General features: G+C 52.8%; 14 protein-coding genes. 10 read left to right on the top strand and 4 right to left on the bottom strand.

The window, feature by feature from the left end; genetic code table 11:
- Positions 1-1,393 (top strand): CehA/McbA family metallohydrolase (locus AACZ40_RS07365; protein WP_339673778.1); only part of this gene is annotated, 1,393 nt, incomplete at its 5' end.
- Here the strand turns inward: AACZ40_RS07365 and AACZ40_RS07360 are convergent.
- The gene (locus AACZ40_RS07360; protein WP_291172348.1) at positions 1,394-1,654 is read right to left on the bottom strand and encodes a hypothetical protein; all 261 of its coding nucleotides are present in this window, start codon (positions 1,652-1,654) and stop codon (positions 1,394-1,396) included. It abuts the gene before it with no gap.
- Between the two features lie 412 nt (positions 1,655-2,066).
- Complete coding sequence (locus tag AACZ40_RS07355; protein WP_291172329.1) at positions 2,067-2,969, bottom strand: DUF1559 domain-containing protein; 903 nt, start codon at positions 2,967-2,969, stop codon at positions 2,067-2,069.
- A gap of 488 nt (positions 2,970-3,457) precedes the next feature.
- Here AACZ40_RS07355 and AACZ40_RS07350 point away from each other — a divergent pair, with 488 nt between their 5' ends.
- The 6 genes from AACZ40_RS07350 to AACZ40_RS07325 all read left to right on the top strand — a co-directional run bounded on the left by AACZ40_RS07350 (position 3,458) and on the right by AACZ40_RS07325 (position 9,705).
- Positions 3,458-4,339 (top strand): phytoene/squalene synthase family protein, encoded by an 882-nt coding sequence (locus tag AACZ40_RS07350; protein WP_291172327.1) that lies wholly within the window; start codon positions 3,458-3,460, stop codon positions 4,337-4,339.
- A 65-nt stretch (positions 4,340-4,404) separates the two neighbouring features.
- Positions 4,405-4,710 (top strand): hypothetical protein, encoded by a 306-nt coding sequence (locus tag AACZ40_RS07345; protein ID WP_291172324.1) that lies wholly within the window; start codon positions 4,405-4,407, stop codon positions 4,708-4,710.
- Between the two features lie 41 nt (positions 4,711-4,751).
- A complete protein-coding gene (gene comJ, locus AACZ40_RS07340) occupies positions 4,752-5,210 on the top strand; it encodes a competence protein ComJ (protein ID WP_291172322.1) in 459 nt (152 codons plus the stop codon).
- 611 nt (positions 5,211-5,821) lie between these two features.
- Entirely contained in the window at positions 5,822-6,790 is a 969-nt protein-coding gene (locus AACZ40_RS07335; RefSeq protein ID WP_291172319.1) for a DUF1559 domain-containing protein, read from the top strand.
- A 200-nt stretch (positions 6,791-6,990) separates the two neighbouring features.
- A complete protein-coding gene (locus AACZ40_RS07330) occupies positions 6,991-7,485 on the top strand; it encodes a hypothetical protein (protein ID WP_291172316.1) in 495 nt (164 codons plus the stop codon).
- Positions 7,486-7,548: 63 nt separating this feature from the next.
- Positions 7,549-9,705 (top strand): G8 domain-containing protein, encoded by a 2,157-nt coding sequence (locus AACZ40_RS07325; RefSeq protein WP_291172313.1) that lies wholly within the window; start codon positions 7,549-7,551, stop codon positions 9,703-9,705.
- A gap of 76 nt (positions 9,706-9,781) precedes the next feature.
- Here the strand turns inward: AACZ40_RS07325 and AACZ40_RS07320 are convergent, their stop codons facing one another.
- Complete coding sequence (locus AACZ40_RS07320) at positions 9,782-11,215, bottom strand: hypothetical protein (RefSeq protein ID WP_291172310.1); 1,434 nt, start codon at positions 11,213-11,215, stop codon at positions 9,782-9,784.
- Positions 11,216-11,670: 455 nt separating this feature from the next.
- Here AACZ40_RS07320 and AACZ40_RS07315 point away from each other — a divergent pair, with 455 nt between their 5' ends.
- The gene (locus AACZ40_RS07315; RefSeq protein ID WP_291172307.1) at positions 11,671-16,266 is read left to right on the top strand and encodes an SUMF1/EgtB/PvdO family nonheme iron enzyme; all 4,596 of its coding nucleotides are present in this window, start codon (positions 11,671-11,673) and stop codon (positions 16,264-16,266) included.
- A 125-nt stretch (positions 16,267-16,391) separates the two neighbouring features.
- On the opposite strand, the gene AACZ40_RS07310 is transcribed toward AACZ40_RS07315, so the two are convergent.
- The gene (locus tag AACZ40_RS07310; RefSeq protein ID WP_291172304.1) at positions 16,392-17,882 is read right to left on the bottom strand and encodes a hypothetical protein; all 1,491 of its coding nucleotides are present in this window, start codon (positions 17,880-17,882) and stop codon (positions 16,392-16,394) included.
- 201 nt (positions 17,883-18,083) lie between these two features.
- On the opposite strand from AACZ40_RS07310, the gene AACZ40_RS07305 reads away from it, so the two are divergent.
- Both AACZ40_RS07305 and AACZ40_RS07300 read left to right on the top strand, forming a co-directional pair.
- Positions 18,084-18,389: a hypothetical protein gene (locus AACZ40_RS07305; RefSeq protein ID WP_291172301.1), complete on the top strand. Its 306-nt coding sequence runs from the start codon at positions 18,084-18,086 to the stop codon at positions 18,387-18,389.
- Between the two features lie 107 nt (positions 18,390-18,496).
- Positions 18,497-19,894: a sulfatase-like hydrolase/transferase gene (locus tag AACZ40_RS07300; protein WP_339673781.1), complete on the top strand. Its 1,398-nt coding sequence runs from the start codon at positions 18,497-18,499 to the stop codon at positions 19,892-19,894.
- Positions 19,895-19,923: the final 29 nt, after the last annotated feature.

The following is a 19,923-nucleotide window of genomic DNA, read 5'->3' as shown; positions in this document are numbered from 1 at the left end:
GGACATGTTCAACCTGGTCAAAGGAGAAGGCATGAATGTCGGCTGCGTTTTAACCTGGGGGCCCTGCTTTGATGTGCAACGTCAGTTTTTTTCTTCCACGGCTGATCGGGTGAGCGAACCTCTGACGCTGCTGAAATACGATCTGGAAATCAGCGGTTTCGGTTCTGCGGCTCTGGGGCATGTCTGTCTGCTCAACCTGCAGAATCAGACTTATCCGGGCACCCTGGGAACAACCACTGGCTGGCCCACCTGGACTGTGCCCGTGATGCGGTGGGCCAAACAGCAGGGGGGAGTGACCGGCTTTCCTCATTCCGCATTAAAAGTGAATCCCCCCTTCGCCGCGCAGCGGTTGATTGAAGACTTGGATCAGGACAAGTCAGGTTCATTAAGCGCACAGGAGGCGGCATCAGGACTCCTGCCGGCTGCATTTGAAACGATCGACGCAGATGGCAACAGCCAGCTGACAGGGGATGAATTAACGCAGGCCCTGGAGCAGGCCGCCGATCAGCTGCCGAACCTGGCGGTTCCCGAAATGAACGGGGGCGGTGCGATGGAAATCTGTGTCAGTACGGCGGAAGGGGTTTGTGACTTTATCAGTGCGATGGACACCGAACGGATTCCGGAATGGAACACCTGGTATCATATTTTAAACTGTGGTTTTCCGCTGAAGGTGAGCGGCGAAACCGATTTTCCCTGCATGAGCAGTCGGCGTGTCGGCCAGGGACGCGTCTATGTGCAACTGGGACAGCAGGATGAACTGGATTTCACACAGTGGTGCCACGGGATTCGGCAGGGGCGTGCTTATGTCTCTGACGGTTATGCGCATGCGCTGGAATTCCAGGTCAATGATGTAGCACCTGGTTTTGAAGACATTCAACTGAAGCAGCCAGGCAGGGTGAAGATCACAGCCAAAGTCGCCTTCGCTGCCGAAACTCCCAGGGCGGTCGCCTATGGTCTGCTTGATCCGCCTGAAGGCCGCCGGGCATCGGGTGATACGCGCGTGCTGCATGCGCCGCGTAATTCCGAATATGTAACTTCCGGTAATCGCCTCGTGGAAATCGTGATGAATGGCGCGGTGGTGGGGCAGCAGAGTGTTCCCGCTGACGGGGAAATTCATGCGCTGCAGTTTGAAGTGCCCGTAGAAACCAGCAGCTGGATTGCGTTACGGCAGTTTCCTCAGCTGCATACCAACCCGGTGAATGTCATCGTGGCGGAACAGCCGATTCGGGTCTCACGCGAAAGCGCGCTGTGGTGCGCCGAGACCATTAAGCTGCTCTGGAAAAATCGACATCTGAAAATTGCCGAGCCGGAGAGGAAGGCTGCCGAACAGACTTATCAGCGCGCCATAAAAGTGTATCAGCAGCGCGCGGAAGAAGCAGTGGATCATCGCTGATTACTTGCGACGATTCTGCACGCGTACGACGACTTTCTGACGTTGATCACGTAACCGCTGCAGGAATTTTTTTCCGCCAATCAGCATGCTCATGATAACGGCGATAATGATGAAGGGCATCACGTGAACCGGTTCTGTCAGATAATGCAGGATTCCGTTAGGGTTGACAGTTTCCCGGGCTCCGTGTCCCGGATGAGCAAACAATTGCGGGCACTGGACCAGGGTGAACAGCATTACCAGTGTCAGTTTGAATCGGTTCATTTCAAAACTCTTTCTGAATACAGAGATGGCAGTGTTTCACGCGGACTGCCCGGCCGCTTATTCTAGGAGAAACCAGTCTCAGACTCAAGTGCCGAAGTCGGAACTGGCGGCTCAGTTTTTCATTGTCGAGTGAGTATTTCGACGGCATCGGTATAATCCTCCCGCTCCGGTTAACCAGCTTCAATCCGTGGAACAGGCTTGATTCTGGTAAATGAGTGCACAGAGATCAGATGATTCAGCGGCGTACAGTCTGTCTCAGAAAAAGAAAAAAATCTCGGCAGATTGGCTGAAACGCTGACGACGGGACAGACCGATCGCATGGTTTGACAATAAAAAACGACCAGTCAAATCAGGAAATGACTGGTCGTCGCTGGCAGAGCCTGCTGTTCGCGTAGCAAACTATGATGTGAGATTATTCGAAGCTGGTCAGCTCGCCTCCACGGATACTCGACAGGGACTGGTAGACGGTCTTGTCAATGTTTTCTGAAATAAACCGCACGCGTCCATCCCCGAACAGAAACTGCGCGCCCCCCGTATGATGGCTGCTGAAGTCATCAAAATGGGAAGCCGGATCGTTGGGAACATGGTCGGTGGCACCCAGCACGCGGGCAAAGGTTTCTGCGCCTTCAGGAACCGCACCCACCCAGGTGGAATACCAGTCAGCGGTGGCATCGGTTTTGCGCTCACCGACAAACAGGGTCTGAGACAAGCCGTCAGTCACGTCGCGAAATCTGGTATTGCTGTTTTGATAAAATGTTCCGGAACTCTGACAGTTCGTTCCCGGTGCCACAATTTCGCAATCGTCCAGTTCTTCACTGCCGAACACGCCGATGTAGTTGGCGGTTGCCAGACGGATCAGAACCGTGCCCGGGCTGCCTTCTTCTTCCAGTTCGAATGTGTTGTCAGCAGGATCAGAAGGGCATCGAAAGGCAGGAAGCACGGTTTCAACCAGGCCCGTGGTTTGTATCGGGTCGTTAATATCCCGGCTGAAGTTGATCTGATTGTATAACGGACTCTGGTCCATGAAGGGCAGGATCATCGTTCCCCAGCCCCAGCCACTTCCATACTCCACATTGGCGCCGACACCGGGTTCCACACCAATCCAGCCGGAGGGAAGAACGCTGTGAGTCTCGTTGTAATTATGCAGCGCCAGTCCAATCTGTTTCAGATTGTTTTTGCAGGTACTGCGACGGGCCGCTTCGCGTGCCTGCTGGACAGCCGGCAGCAGTAAGGCAATCAGAATCGCAATAATGGCGATCACCACCAGAAGTTCAATCAGGGTAAATCCACGTCGTGCCGGCTTGATGCTCTTCATCACGCGACTCCAGGTTTTTTAACGGGTAGATAATCTGTGAGAAATTGACAATGCAGTCATTATTACATAACAGTTGCAGAAGTCAATGTCTAATGCAAGTAAATTGCAAAAGAGTATTGTGTGCGCGACTGGACCTTTTTCACGTATCTTCACAGCCGGAATGGAATATTAAGATCTACGTCGTCAGAAAGGGAACTGCTGGAAAGAACGGAAACCGAAGCGGATTTGTCTGTTTTTCGCAGGTTTCAAGCAAAATCAAGGGGAAAGCATTTCCTGAGTAACCAGTAAGTTGCCAGCAGGAGAACACCTGCCCGGGGTGGTCTGGTGACAGATGTGTGAGCTTCCCGTGCCGATGGCGTGCATTGTGAAAAATTTATGAAGGGATATCCGGTCGAGGCGGGGAGTCGGATTTCAAATTGAAGTGGGTGCAGTTAAGATGGATGACCGTAATCGCCTGTTCCCTGTTTGTAACCGTTCCCAGAGATTCGATGAATACACGCCTGTCCGAGTCGTATGCTTATTGCCAGCAGCTGGCAAAACAGACTGCGGGGAATTTCTACTATTCATTTCTGGCGCTGCAGAAAGAGCAGTTCCAGGCGATGTGCGTGCTGTACGCCTACATGCGCACGGTGGACGATCTGGGAGATCAGTCGGAGTTGAGTTCCGTCGACCGCGGAGACGCATTGCGAAGCTGGCGGGAGGCATTGCATCAGCTGCTCGAATATCAAAGCGATCCGGACGCGCCGCCCTACCATCCCTGTTTTCCGGCGCTGCGGGATGTGATAGAACGTTACCGCATCCCCCGTGAGTATTTCTTCGCGGTGATCATCGGCGTGGAGTCTGACCTGCAGCCGGTCACGTTCGCGACCTTTGAACAATTGCAGGAGTACTGTTACCACGTGGCGGGAGTGGTCGGATTATGCTGCATTCATATCTGGGGTTTTCACGATGAACGGGCACCCGCAGCCGGTGTCGAATGTGGCCTCGCGTTTCAATTGACGAATATTCTCCGCGATCTGGCAGAAGACATTCAGATGGGCCGCGTCTATTTACCCCGGGAAGATTTAGACCGCTTCGGATATTCGCGATCCGATATCGAGGCACAGGTTTATGATCAGCGTTTCCGCGAACTGATGCAGTTCCAGGTGGAACGTGCCCGCAGTTATTATCAGAGTTCGGAACGGCTGTTTGATTATCTCTCGCCGGAGGGGCAACGCATCCTCAAAGCAATGCATCGCATTTACGGCGGCATCCTCACGGAAATGGAACGCATGGACTATAACGTCTACGCCACCCGTTTCGGCCTGCCCCGCTGGCGCAAACTCCTGATCGCCGGCGAAGCCATCGTCGCCGCCCGCTGGTTTTCGTAGCGAGTCCTTAGCTACTTTCAGGTGATGCATAAAGGGGCCTCCTTTAATCTCCAAGGGCGAATACCATGGTGCTTTTTAAAGCCAGAATTCAATTATTTCAAAAAAGGGCAGAGCATCAAAAAGGCAGACTGCATCCTGCGTCCTCAGGATATTCACCTCAAATCAATTTTGATGAAACATTAATGGGTTGTATTATAGAATCAATAGAAGAGTATTTTCATCTCGAGAAAGAATATGACGTTGATGTAGTCATTCCTCTGGGAAAGAATATCTCTGTTGAATGGTACCAGTATGGAAACAGGTTCAAATTAAACGAGGGTGGTAGAATCGTGGGTGAAGGAGTGATCTCAGGGGAGGTTTGTTTTGACTGACATTTTTTCATCATGTCGGAAGAGAGCAGGAAACAGGCTTCATGGAAAAGTTCATTATAGATGTGTCATATTCACAGATCGCTGTGTTCAATAGCGAATTGGAGAATCCTTTCAATGACTGGACCGACCAGCACGTACTTCAAGGTTTCAGCTGGCGTGAAGAATCTGTTTCTTTCAAAACGCTGATCGATGCGGGACCGATGACAGTGGAAGTTCGAAAATCAGCAGAGCTGCCAATTCTAGATGGTATCAGAGCGATCACAGTACCATTTTATTGTCCAACTGGAAAGAAGATCGAGATTGCTTCCATTGCACAAGGGCATGTCGTCGGTATTGAGGGAGGTATATATCAACTTGTGTTTGAGGCAGGTTACTCTGATGATGAATGCTGGAGTCGATTTACGTTTATACCACACGGATCGCAAATACCGAAAATATTAATTGCGGATGCCGAAATCGATGCGACTAATGAATTGATCATGCATGCAGAACAGGCATGAGGTCAGCAGTCAATTCAATGAGCGATCATGTTGAAGCTTGAAAATTCTAAATCGACTCCCGTCTCCAGATAGGAATTCAATCGATGCCAGGCGAGCACGGCAACGAACGTGCGGTTCCTCTCGTGCAACGCGTCATGCCAGGTCTGACTCGAGATAACTGGTGGCAATTAATTCGATTCAGAAGAGTAAAGATGTCGAGTTCATTGCATGTTCAAACTGACACATTTGGTGCTTTCCACAATCGTTCGCCGTGGGTTGAATGTTAGATAAATCCCTGGTCAATAAAGCCTGTTTTCTGCACGGCTTAGTAAAAAGAGCGGGGTTGAGTTGGGGGATAGCAGGCATTACTGGACTCAATAAAATTTCTGTCTGGCCTCCTAAGTATCTGGATGGGATGGCTTTTTTTGAGAAATTTTCGCCGGAAGTCCCTTGAATTAGGCTGATGACCCCTTAAGCTCACCGTAGTGAGATTGAATCTCATTCCCAATTTGTAATTCCCTGCCAGCCTCCCGCAGCGCAAGCATCACCGGAATTGCTTCCTGACGACCCTCTGACCAAAGCTGGTCTGAGTCTGCGTTGTCGATTTTTTAAATCATCATCCGGAGGTATCAATGCCCTGTTCCCATTCATTTCGTACGCGCCGAGGGTTCACACTGATTGAACTGCTGGTGGTGATCGCGATTATTGCTATTCTGATTGCTTTATTGCTTCCCGCGGTCCAGCAGGCGCGTGAAGCGGCTCGGCGAACGCAGTGTAAGAACAATCTCAAACAGATTGGGTTGGCTTTACACAACTACGTGGGCACCCATCGTACTTTTCCTCTGGAAACCTATTACGGACAACGCGCCGATGGTTCTTATCACTACAGCAGCTGGATTCCTCAGATTCTGAGTTATTTCGATCAGGCAGCACTGGGGAATCTCTATGATCATGATTCCTCATTCTGGGATCTCAATAACCAGGATGCGATTGAAAAAAAACTCACACTCTTTGAATGTCCCTCCACACCTGGAGGAACTCAGATGACACCGGAATTACGAATGCGTCTTTCAAGCGGCTGGTCGATTGACTCCGATCGAGGAGCATTTACATCCGACTATGCGGGGCAGCGGGGCATTCATAGCAACTCTCACCAGGTTTATGTACCAGGGGCCGCTTCCGGCACCAATCTTGGTATCTTTGGAGGCGGTGGGACAGGCAAGCGATTTCGAGATATCCTCGACGGCACCTCGAACACGATTGTGGTGCATGAATCTGCTGGTCGATCACAATGGATTGCGAAGGATCGGACCACGGGAACGTTCGTCACGAATCCTCCCGAGTTTGGTGGGTGGTTTGATTACTGGGCTGGTCCCTGTGCCGGCTGGATGTATGGTTTTGAAGACGATGGTGTCACACGCTACGGGCCGAACTTTATCAATTCGACGAATAAGTGGGCCAATCCACTCTCCTTCCACACGGGGGGAGTGCAGGTCGCGCTCGCAGATGGCTCGGTCCGTTTTCTCAGCGAAAACATGAGTAACCTGACTTTTATTGCTCTCTGCACGTATGCCGGTGGAGAAGTTGTAGGTGAGTTCTAGAACGCGTCACATTTAACCATAGCGTCTCCCGATTTATGATACTCGATCCAAAAGGCCCAGGAGACGATACAGTAAAACTGGACACAGTCTAGAACGCGTTGATTCGTGATTCGTACAAGGCGTCCGCAGTGATTTCAGTGACGCACTTTTATATTCCTCTTTCAGTAATTCTTTTCCATTGTGTTTTCTGGAGTGATTTTGTGAAGTCGTCTGCATTCAGAGTTTCCTGTTGCATCACTTTTTTCAACCTGTTTCTATTCTGTGGTTGTGGGAACAGCGATGTTCGGCCTGACTTGCAGACTGTCGAAGGAAGACTGACCATCAATGGAGAACCTGCTGCAGGAGCCATGCTGGTGTTTTATCCTGCTCAAGGTGAGGAGTTTGATTCACGGGGAAGTCGGCCCCGGGCCAAGGTTGAGGAAAATGGTAATTTTCAAGTCACGACCTATCAAAGTGGCGATGGTGCGCCGGCAGGTGATTATCAGGTGGGAATCTTATGGTTCGATAATCCGGATTCCAGTACGCCCTGGAATAAACTGGGAAAACGATACGCAAACCCCCGGGAATCGGATATCACCGTTACGGTCGAAGAAGGAAATAATCAGCTGACACCAATCGAACTCGAAGATGTTCGCATTCTCAAGCGACCTGTGCGACGGCGTAAATCGCAAGACGCTGATCAAGTGGGTGAGTAACTCAGGCTGCTTACTGAGGCGGCTGTTATCCGCAATTATCAAATTTATATAAGAAGATATTCCATGCGAGACTTAATTTCAGATTCACTTTTTCATTTTGTTATTGGGCTTGCCTGCCTGATCACAGGAAGTTCGTCTCTTGCAGCGCATGACCATGCGGAGCATCAGGTCATCCGATCTGCCCAGAACGGGCTTTGGTCCTCTCCTGAAACCTGGGAAAGCGGCAAAGTTCCTGGTGCTGGTGCTCAGGTTTTAGTTCAGCGAGATCACCAGATCGTCTATGACCTGGATTCAAAAGAGGTGATTCGTGGAATTCAGATTTCAGGGAAACTGACATTCGCTTCCGATCGGAATACACGGCTCGAAGTTGGTTTAATTCGGATTGAACAACTCGATCACTACTGTGAAGATGGTTTCGATTGCCAGATGGTGGTCGAGTCGGATGCGGAAAACACAGGGGAAAAACTTTCAGCAGCAAAGCGTCTGCCGACTCTGGAAGTGGGACAACCTGATTCTCCACTGCCTGCTAAATATACGGCACTCATTCGCCTGCACTACATTGAGGGTATGAATAAAGAAACCTGTCCGGCAATCGTGTGCTGCGGCGGACGTATGGATTTCCATGGCGCACCGCTCGAACGTACCTGGGTCAAGCTGCCTTATCAAACCGCGAAAGTCGGAGAAGCGCGGATCGTGATGCCTTATCCACTGCCCGGCTGGAAAGTCGGCGACCGCATCATTCTCTCGGGAACCACCAGACAGTTTGGTTACATCGGTACCCGCCATCGAAAAGACGGGGACGACAACAGCGTTTCTGATAATCCGGCGACGGAAGAAAGAGTGATCACAAAAATGCGTCACTGGGGTGGCTTTGATTCAAAATTGCAGATCGTAAGTTTCGATAAACCGCTTAAGTTTGATCATCTGGGAAGTGGTGAATATCGGGCAGAAGTCGCCAATCTTTCCCGCAATGTGATTGTCGAATCTGCCGATCCGGACGGGGTTCGCGGGCATACGATGTATCACGCCGACTCAGCGGGAAGCATCAGCTACGCGGAGTTTCGGCATCTGGGCAAGCGAGATACACTCGGCAAGTACCCGATTCATTACCACCTGGTCGGCGATACAATGCGGGGCAGCAGCCTGGTCGGCCTGTCTGTCTGGGACAGTCACAATCGCTGGATCACCGTGCATGGCACGCAGTATCTCGTGGTAAAAGATTGTGTTGGCTACAAAAGCGTCGGCCACGGATATTTTCTGGAAGATGGAACCGAGGTCTATAATATTTTTGACCGGAATCTGGCGGTCCAGGCGTTGGGCGGCAAGCCGCTTCCCAAGCAGGTGTTGCCTTATGATATGAATCTTGGTTCCGGGTTCTGGTGGGCCAACAGTTTGAACACCTTCACCCGGAATGTCGCGGCAGAATGCGATGAGGACGGCTTCCGCTTTGAAGTGGTCGAGCGGAAAGATTTCAACCCGTTACTGCCGATTCTGCAAAAAGACGGATCAACAAAAGAGGTCGATATCCGCACCCTGCCATTCGTTCGATTCGATGGAAACGAAGCGCACTGCCAGCGACTGTTTGCCATCAATCTGGGTGGGTTTGCCGGCGGGAAATTCAACAAGGAAGACAGCGATGTGGAAGGCATTGGGCCCGATTATCAGCATCCGTTCCTGTTGCGAAACACAAAGGTCTGGGACGCGCACTGGGCCTTTCATTGCGGGTCACCCTGTGTGCGGCTGGAAGATTTCGACATGCATGATTGTGCTTATGGATTGTGGCGTTGTGTCATGCACCGTCATGAGCATCGTCGCTTGTCATTTTCCGAAGTTAATACCACGGTCTTCTTCCCCCGTGCCGCCGGTGATTCGAACTATTCGTATTCCCTTAAAGATTATTTCGACCTGGAGCCCAAAGATGATCTGCCGCCCGTTTCGGTCATCACCAGGGTTGAAACAATGCCATCCGGACAAATTCGTGTTCGCGGTGTGACCTCGGATAATTACGACGTGAAACAGGTTCTCGTCAACGATCAACCAGTAAGTCCCACCGCAGACAACTTTCAAGAGTGGGAAGTCGTTCTCCCCGGTCCCGCTTCCGGCCACTCGCGTCTGATAACCTCAGCAGAAGATGTGAATGGAAACAAAGAATTGATGCCGCATCAAGTGGACTATTTTCACGACACGGTTTCTCCAGGAAGCCAGCTCAGTAAAAAATGAGGCGATACAGGTGTCGGGAACTGATAAAAAAGTCCCGACACCTATTAATCAAATCTGTCCGTTGCTTTCAGTGCTGTTAAGGTTTGAGAGTCACGCCAGCGCCGGTCACGGCGACCCAGGAATCGGCCCTGGTTGGTTCTGTTGCGATCACCCAGATTTGTGCCTCTCCCTTTTTCAGCATCCAGGTACGGAACACCGGCGCTTCGATCGGTGGCACGACGCTCCAGCCAGTCGCGATGAGTGCTTCCACCGCCGCGCCGGCAATCGCGTTTGCCGTGCCACGCTTGACCTGCATCCGCAGAGTATAAGGTTTGTCCTGCTGAACGGCGAGACTGTTTGCCGTCACGACAGGCACTTCCGGTTTATCCCCCGGTCGATATGTCGCTTTTCTCCCTGCTTCCGCATAGTCACGCAGATCGACTTCGGCGACTTCTGCTGCGGTCTGATGGTCGATCCGCGCACGTGTGAGTCCCTCAAATTCGCTCGTGGTGACTGTGATCATCTCCTGGTCCGGTTTCCGAAAGATCGTGACTTTTTTCCAGTCGATGGTAAGCGGCTCGTCGGTGGTTGCTTTCCAGCCTGCAGCGGCCAGCGCCTTGCGATAAAAACCGGCCACATCCTGGGGACTGGATTTCGTATCGAACGTCACTTCGGTCGTCATATCCGTGTAGCGAAAATCGATGGCGTCGGGGAACGCGGGCAGATCGAGGGACAGCAGATTGCTCGTAAACGTGATTGCTGTTTTTCCTCCCTGGCCTGGCGCACTCATGATGTTGACCAGAACCTGCACCGCATTCTGTCGATAGTAGGCTGTGGTGCCCGCCCCGCCATATGGCATCCAGCCTGCTTTTAACATCAGCGCCCGACACTGTTCCGCGGTCTCTTTCACGGGGGCATCGGTGGTGTACATCACGGTCGCCGGAAAGGCAAAGACCTGTTTCGCTCCCTCAGGGACCGGCAGGGACGTTAAAGCTACATTGCCGAATCGGGCAAAGGTGACGCTGAGTGGTGAATCGGGAGCAGGTTGCATGAGCGACAGATTCAAATGAAAATCGCCGTGTGTGAAATCGGCGCCGGCGAACTGTCCTTCGCGGCGGCTGCCGGCCACTTCTTTCCAGCCTCGTTTCGTCAGTTCCTGCACGTTGAAGTCAAGAATTTCTTGCGAAGGTTTTTCGACAGCGTAACTCAGAGTCGCCATGCGGCGCGGCCCCTGTGATTTGGCGCCGGCGGGTAAGGGAAAGGTCTCCAGGTCGAGAACCTTTTCTGCTTCTGCCAGCGTCGCCGGGGTGACTGCTTTGGCGGACGGTTTGGATTCGGTTTTCGCCGTGACCTGTTTTGTATCCTGCGCGGCGGCCTGTTCTGTCCCTGGGACAGCGGCTGTTTCTGTTTCCTGTTTCGCAGTCTTCTCGGGAGGTTTGGCGGGCGCAGCTGACGAACAGCCGACTCCGTTTATGACGAGGATTAAGACCAGGCCAAATCCAATAACGGAACTGAGACGGGGGACTCGCATATCACAGGTACTCCAACAGGTGATTCTGGATCGGTAAACTTTCGCGATCGCGTTCTCAGTCGGTGTCTCAGCGAGTCATTCTCCGGGAAGCGGGGGAAAGAGATGTCTGTTATTTTACCGATCATCATCTGGAAAATTCCAGCTCGGAATCACCGGGAAACGAACGGCCATCAGCAGCGTCTGTCGCGAATACCTCGGCAGCGGATTTTCGATGTTTGACCTGTCACCGTTCCTCTGTGGGCTGTTTTAGGCTTGTGATAGGTAGTGAACATGGTCAGAATGTGATTCTGAGGAGAATTTTCGTGATTCACACACTGGTTCGTCCATGCCGATGTTGTGATTTCGCCGTCAGGTTGGAGATCGTATGGGGTGGCTGTGAACGCAGCGAAATTCCAGATTAGAGTCAATCAGCGCATCATTGAGCATCAACGACAACAGGAAATCGGGCTGCGGATATGAGTGACAAACCTTTGGATGCTGACGGCCAGAGTTTGAATATCGATCAGTTGATCGCTGATTTCAAAGCTCGCACCGACGCTGGTGAACCGTTCCCCTTTGAGAAATTGATCGCGGCGCATCCCGAGCATACGGATGAACTCACACAGTATTTCAAACAGTGGAATGAGTTGGAAGCTTCCCCGCAGCCTGACAAAGCGGGAGCCGAGGAGTCGTCAGCGGGAACCAGCGAGCCCGTCAAACTCTCATTCGAAGATGCGACCGCTCATACGATGGTCCAGGTGACAGGTGATTCCGAATCGTCGTTGACCCAGGCTTATGATCAGTCAGAAAATGCCTCAGCGACCAGCGTTGAGGTCTCCGAATCTTTTGGTCGTTACGCGATTCAAAAGGTGCTCGGGCAGGGAGCGATGGGCGCTGTCTATCTTGCGAAAGATACGCAGCTGGATCGTGATGTGGCTCTGAAAATCCCCAAGTTCGGTGACGGGAACGGTGTTGATGAAGAAGAACTGCTCGCACGCTTCTATCGCGAGGCCCGCGCAGCAGCGACGCTGCGCAGTCCCAATATCTGTCCGGTCTATGATGTCGGCGAAATCGACGGTCAGCACTATATCACGATGGCGTTCATTGAAGGCCGACCGCTGAAGGATTATACGAAGTCGAAGAAAACTCATTCCGAAAAGCAGATAATCACCACGATTCGCAAGCTCGCTCTGGGGCTGGCAGAAGCACACGAAATTGGTGTGATTCACCGCGATCTGAAACCCGCCAATATCATGGTCGATCTGAAAGGCGAGCCGGTCGTCATGGACTTTGGTCTCGCGCGTCGCAGTTCCAGTGATGATGTGCAGGTCACACAAAGTGGAGCCATCATCGGGACACCAGCATACATGGCCCCCGAGCAGGTGGAGGGTGACCAGGCAGCCATTGATCAACGGGTCGATATCTATGCCCTGGGCATCATCATGTATGAACTGATTACCGGCGAGATGCCGTTCAAGGGCAACCTGATGGCGCTGCTGCAACAGATTGCGCTCAACAACCCGACGAAGCCTTCCGAATTGCGTCCCGATATTGATCCGCGTCTGGAGGCCATCTGTCTGAAAATGATCGCCGGTGACCAGGCGCAGCGTTACCTGTCCATGACGGAGGTCGCGACTGATTTACAGGAGGTTCTCCGCAACCCGGACGAAAGACACCGGCAGGCACAGGCCGGAAAAAAAGGGCCGAAGCCGAAATCACTTCCCATGGCAAAAGAAGAATCGAACCCGGCTCTGATCTCGATTGACCGCTCCAAATCCTCGGCGGACAGGCTGCGTACGAAGCAGGGGAAGAAGTCATCGTCAACTGGCAAGGCAACTGCGGTTTCAAAATCAAAATCATCCGGGCCGTCCAAGAAACTGCTGATCGCTGGCGGAATTGGAGGACTGTTGTTGCTGCTGGTAGTTGTTTCTTTCATCCTTCCCGGCAAACAGGATGAGCAAATTGCAGCCGCCGATTCGGTAAGCGCAGCCGATAAGGAAGTCCAGGCTCCTGTTGAGACAGTGGTAAAGACAAAGTCTTCCTCTCCTCCGCCTCTGGCAGATGCCCCTTTTGATTCAGCTGTGGCGAAGCAGAACCCCGAGAGAAATGATGCACTGTACTTCAATGGAAGAACGAGTCGAGTCGAAGTTCCTGGCTTCCAACTTTCCGGCTCCCCACCGCTGACACTTGAAGGATGGCTGACGCCTTCTGCAAAGTCGACATCCAATGCCATTTTGTTCTATGGCGGCACGTTAGATTCTTTGACCATTCAAGTGGGCGGGATTCGCCGCTGGGAATTTGGTGGCAGGCAGGCAAGCACCAATCGCCGGGTCGAAGTTTTTGGCCCGCAGATCAAAGAGTGGGAAACGCGAACGCACGTTGCAGGCCAATGGGATGGCAAATCACTCCAACTCTTCATCGATGGGAAACCTGTCAAACGGAAGGATAACACGGGGAGCTTTTCTCCGCAGGGGATACTCGAAATTGGTGGTCATAATGGTTCTCGGTTTAAAGGCAAAATCGATGAAATCCGCATCTCAAACACACTGCGATACAATACGGAATTTACACCACCAGACGAATTTACCAATGATCAACACACCCTCTCCTTATACCACTTTAATGAAGGCTCCGGCGACATCCTGAAAGATTCTTCCGGCAACGGGCACGACGGGAAAATCATCGATGCGAAGTGGGTACGAATCAAGAACAACTCTGCGGAAAAGCCGCTTGCCGAAATGCTGACTTCCGACGAGTATGAATGGACCGAACCGGTCAACCTGGGGCCCAATGTCAATAGCGAAAAAAACGACGTCTATCCAACCCTCTCGGCCGATGGACTGTCTCTGATATTTACCTCCGCGCGCGTCAAAAACGAAAGACTGTATATGTGCCGCCGTGCGAGTGTCAATGATGCCTGGGGCCCGCCCGAAGCACTGGTCGAAACCTATATCAGTCAACACGATCAGATTTCACCCTGGCTCAGTACTGATGGTCTGACGCTGCTGTTTGGTAATAAGCCCGTTGACAGCGATAACGTCAACATCTTCCAGACGCGGCGGGCCACACGCGATGCTCCCTGGGATACGCCGATTGATCTCGGCTCCCCCCTCAATTCAGACAAAGTGGATGGAGGCGGAGCGCTAACGCCCGACGGACTGACGATGTACCTGTCTTCGAAGCGTCCAGGCGCTCAATTCCGTGATCTGTACCGAGCCCGGCGAGCTGCTCTGGATGCTCCCTGGCAGGAGCCGCTGCTTCTGGGACGAGAGATTAATCTGGCAGGGGAAGAAAAGTCTCCGCAGCTGTTGGCTGATGGAAAATCATTGATGTACATAAGCTGTGATGGCAGGAAGTGCCAGCTGATGCTCGCCCAGCCAGTTGCAGACGGAAGTTTTCACGTGCAAGCCCTCGAGTCTCCGATCGGCAGGATCTTCGGCAAGATCTCCTTCTGCCTGAGTACCGACGGCAAGACCCTCATTTTTGACAGCAGGCGTGCCGCTGGGCTGGGAGGGCTGGATCTGTGGATGAGCCGCCGCGTGCCGCGACAGGGGCAGGATAAGAAAAGCATCCCGCCACCCGCCGTCGCTCCGTTCGATGCGGTGCAGGCCAAGGCACATCAAGAAGCATGGGCGGACTATCTTGGTCTGCCGATTGAGAAAGAAATCGAACTGCCTGGCGGCGAGAAGATGGCTTTCGTGCTCATTCCACCTGGTGAATTCATGATGGGGGCAGGCGAACAAGAGAAAACCAGATTCCTCGAAGAAGCGATTGCATCAGATGATAAATTCTCTATCCAGCGAATTCCCTTGGAAGGACCGCTGCATCGAGTTCGAATTACGCGACCATTCTACCTGGGAGCTTCCGAGGTAACGCAGTCGCAGTGGCAGACGGTAGTCGGCACCAATCCTTCGAAGTTTGCCGGTAATCCGACTCATCCTGTTGAAACGGTGAGCTGGGATGACACTCAGTTGTTTTTCGCCAAATTGAACAAGGACTCAACCGACCAGTCCCTGAAATTTGCTTTACCCACAGAAGCACAATGGGAATACGCCTGTCGCGCGGGAACGGCAACCCTGTGGTATTGTGGTGACGATGATGAGGACCTGTCGCAGTTTGCGTGGTATTCCAAAAACAGCCGCTCAATAACACAGCCGACAGGGCAGCTGAAACCAAATGCGTTCGGACTGTACGATATGCATGGAAACGTGCTCGAGTGGTGTAGTGACAAGTTTCAGAGAAGTAGGGACGATTACTCCATAAACTCATCTATCGATGATCCAGTCGGTGTCGCTTCGGGACCTGGTCGCGTGAATCGTGGCGGAGCTTATATCCTCTCTACATCTCGCCAGCGATCAGCGCATCGCAATTTCGAACTGCAGGATCGCAGTTTTCCTATCATCGGATTTCGGGCGGCAATGACGATCGACATGGCGAAGTCGGCGAAAGTGGACCACGATTCGAGTCAGACAATCGACCTGCTGGCTGATCTCGTACCAACGACATGGAATTCGGAGGACATGAAATGGCAGATGCAGGATGGAATCCTTACCGGCAGCAGCACTGCATCCAGGAAGAGAAAGGATTGGGTCGGTGCGAAGTTTCCACAGGAAATCGGCGGTGATTTTGACTTCGAACTGGAGTTGAAGCAATCGGGCTTCGCTCCGTTGCAGATTGACTTACCGCTGGGCGATAAGCAGGCGATCCGCCTGCATCTAGGCGGACTCGGCAGTGCGCTCATGGTAATCGATGGAAAGGAAGATCGAGACGCTGCTCCACAGCACAGCAACAAGGACGCCAAATTGAAAAGAGACGTCTGGCAGAGATTGACTGCGAAAGTCCGCCACCAGGGGGAAAACGTCAGCATCGATGTTGCCCTGGACGGAGTCCGCGTCGGTCAATTCTCTGGACTTCGTTCGCGCATTTCGTTTCCCAAATGGGTCAAACCAGATCCAGTCCATGTCAAGTTCGCGGGAACCGGCCACAACCAACTTCAACTGGAATTTCGCCGGGCTGTTGTCGGCATCGATCCCCTTGCGGCAATAGAGATTGAGAAAACGAAGCCAAAGTAGGCACAGTCATTCGCTGCCGGGTGTATGTTCTTACTGTTGAGCATCCTTCATCAGCTGCAGAGCATTAGCCTCGGTTATTGATGCGATCGTAGAAACCGCGGCTAACGTCATGCGGCTGATTCTCCTTACTCAAACGTCAGCGTGACTTTGTCAATCATTGGCTTCGACTTGTTGGCGGTAGTGTCTTTCAGCTTCAGTTCGAATCCGAATCCAGTGCCGGCGGGCAGGTCTTTCAGGTCGAGCTTCGCAAGCGTATTTTTGACGTGCTTCGAAAGCCCTGGCGTGTAATCATAGGTCTCTTTGACTTCGGTCCAGTCGGTCCACTGGTCGAGTTTGCCGTCGTTGTCGGTATCGACGCCGGCGCGGACTTCCACCTGTTCTACCCACGGGCCGGGGCTGACATAGTCAGTCTGCTGCTGTGTGAACAGGTAGAAGCGACCTTCCGCGAAGCCGATGTCGGGGTCCGGGTGTCCTTCCCCGATCTTGTCGCACCAGGAGTAAGGTCCATCAATGTTCGGACTCGTGAACCAGCCAACGCTCATGTGTCCGCCACCCGCGGGATCGTAATCGCCGAACAGGTAGTATTGTGAGCCGACACAGATGGGGGCCCAGTCGCCATACGCTTCCTGCTCGGGTTCGTGCACGTTGTACTTGCCGATGTTGGTATTCCAGTCGGGATGCTGCAGCCAGTGCGGGTGTTTGTATTCGGCGATCTTGCCGGTGTCTTTCGTACGATTGTCGACCGGAGGCGCGAGGAACTTCCAGTCTTTGACGCCATCCTCGCTGACAGCATGCGCGGCGAGGGGGGAATCCCACGCGCGTTTACTGGCATTGATGGGGCTCCAGTCTTCGAGGATCACGTGGAAGCGACCTTCTTTGTCACGGATGAAGCCGGCGTCGGAGCCGTGCGAAGGATCTTTGACCGCCAGCCCCATGTTCTTGCCGGGTTTGCCGTCGGTGAGATCTTCGTCGATGTAGACATGCGGGTCCTGGTCGTTGGGGTAGTCGTAGTAGATATAGACCTTGCCGTCTTTATACTCGGCACTGGTCACCCAGCGGGAAAAATCTTCAGTGACCGGACCATGATGCACCCAGTTGACCATGTCGCGGCTCTGCCAGGCATGATATCCGCCGCGCCCCTTTTCCAGCCCACCCGTCGCATCGAACTGATGTTTCCAGGGAGTGGTCTGCAGTTTCACGTCAAAACCGTCGAGCGTTGCGGGTTCTGCTTTGAAACCCTGCTTTTTCTTGACGCCGCCATAGCGACCGAAGACCCAGTAATTGTGAGGTCCGATCGCCAGAAAGACGGGGGCGTCCTGCAGGTTGACCGGACCCAGGTTGGCAACCGGTTCCCAGTTCTGCCAGACCGGGGATTGATCGACGGTGATCGATTGCGCTTTCTGTTTCTGTTTAAAGCGTTTGATTCTGCTGGTGAAGGTGGCGACTTTATCAGTTGGTATCGCGGTCCCTTCTTTGATTTCCAACTGCGTCTGTTTCTCCGTCGCGTCCGTCCAATCGTCCTGGGAATCGATGAGCCAGTCATCGGCTGCGAAAGCGGAGGTGGTGGCGAAAGTGACAGACAGGATCAAGAGGAAGCATGCTCTCATCAAATTCATCAGTCTGGTTTCCGGGTGTGTTGAGGGCTTTGTATGGCGGATTGAGGACACTCTTCAGGTTAGCCTGACCACTGGCAGATTGCAACGTGTGACTTGTGTGTCTGTGCATTCGCCGTTGTGATGGCCTGGCAGACAGGTTAAAATCAGAAATGCTGTCCGGTATTTCACGGTTCAAGTCTCTTGTAATCAGGCAGAAATCCGATGAATGATTCCTCACCAGATGCTTCGAATGATGAGAGTTCGACAGAGACAACTGAAATTGGTTTGTCCAGGCTCAGATGGTTTCTGGCAGGAGCGGCGGTGGGTGCTTCCATTCCGATCACACTGGCCGTCTATCTTTTTCAACAATTCTCAGCCTACACTGCCACTTTACCTCCCGGAACCGCAGTGTGTGGGATGCCATTACTCCTCCCCTGGGCATTGTTATTGATTGTGGCTCCGATCTTGGGACTCCTTGGAGGCGGTGCTGGCCTGCTGCTCGTTGAGATCAAGCAACGAAAAAGCTAGAATTAAAGACGCTTTCCCATTCCTGAACGAGACTCATCAAAGAGGTTTCTGCCATGTTGCGTGCCCTGCTGTCTGTGATCATGTTCCTTCTGATCGTGTAGCCGGCTATTTCTGCCGAGCTTAAAAAACCGAACATCCTGTTCATTCTGGTCGATGATCTGGGCAAGGAATGGATGGGGTGCTACGGCGAAGAGTGGATGCAGCTTCCCGCGATTGACGAGTTGGCGGCGACCGGGATGAAATTCAATAACGCGTGGTGCATGCCCCAATGCACGCCGACGCGAGTGACGCTGCTGACCGGGCAGTACCCGTTTCGGCATGGTTGGACCAATCACTGGGATGTGCCGCGCTGGGGGGCGGGCGCTCATTTCGATCCGCAGCAGAACACGACGTTTGCGAATGTGCTGCGTGATGCGGGTTACAAAACGTGTGCCGCGGGGAAGTGGCAGATCGATGATTTTCGCGTGGAACCCAATGCGATGCAGGAGGCCGGCTTTGATGACTGGTGCATGTGGACCGGCTATGAAACACAGAACCCGCCGAGTGCGAATCGCTACTGGGACCCTTATATCAACATCAAAGGGAAGGGGAGCCAGAGCTACCCCGGCCAGTTCGGCCCCGATATTTTCTGCGACTACCTGATCGACTTCATCGGCAAACACAAAGACGAACCGATGCTGCTGTATTACCCGATGGTTTTGACGCACACTCCTTTTACAACGACGCCTGACTACAAAGACAAAAAAGACAAGTCGAGCCTGTTACCGGTGATGGTACGCTATGCCGACAAACTGGTGGGCCGACTGATTACAGCACTGGACGAAGCGGGTATCCGCGAGAACACGATCATCGTCTTCACCACAGACAACGGTACCGCCGGCCAGAGCAACATTAAATTTCGCGGCCGCTTTGTGCGGGGTGGCAAAACGAAAATGACGGAACACAACGGGACCGCGATGCCGTTTATAGTCAATTGTCCGGGAACCGTTCCCGGCGGCGTGGAGACCGACGCGCTGATTGACTTCACCGACATTCTTCCCACGTTTGCGGAACTGGGAGGTGGCAAGCTGCCTGCCAGTCGCGTGGTGGATGGAAAGTCGTTCGTGCCGCTGATCCTGGGCAATACACAAGAGGGACCACGGGAGTGGATTCTCTCGATGGGAGGCGGCCCGGCTGCTTTGCGTAATGGGCGCGTGCAACCTGCGCTGGATTACGATGATCGCGTGATCCGCGACAAATACTATAAACTGTGGATCGACTCAAACCGAAAGCCGAGCAAACTGTTTAAGATCACCGGAGACCAGTGGGAAGAGCAGAACCTGATTAATTCATCCAACCCGAAAGACCAGACAGCGCTGGAACGGCTGACTGCGATTGCAGCACAATTTCCCGCGAAAGACGGGGCGCCGATTTACAAAAAGAACCCGCCTCAAAAGTGGGACCAGAAACCGGGCATTCCGGGAGAGGGAAAACAGCAGAAGAGGAAGCGGAAAACGAAGCAGTAGTCGCCGTTGATTTGCTGCTGCCACGAAAA

The sequence above is a fragment of the uncultured Gimesia sp. genome (assembly GCF_963972345.1).
GTDB lineage: Bacteria > Planctomycetota > Planctomycetia > Planctomycetales > Planctomycetaceae > Gimesia.
The sequence above is the reverse complement of the archived record's forward strand: the minus strand, read 5'-3'. Positions and strand labels throughout refer to the sequence as shown.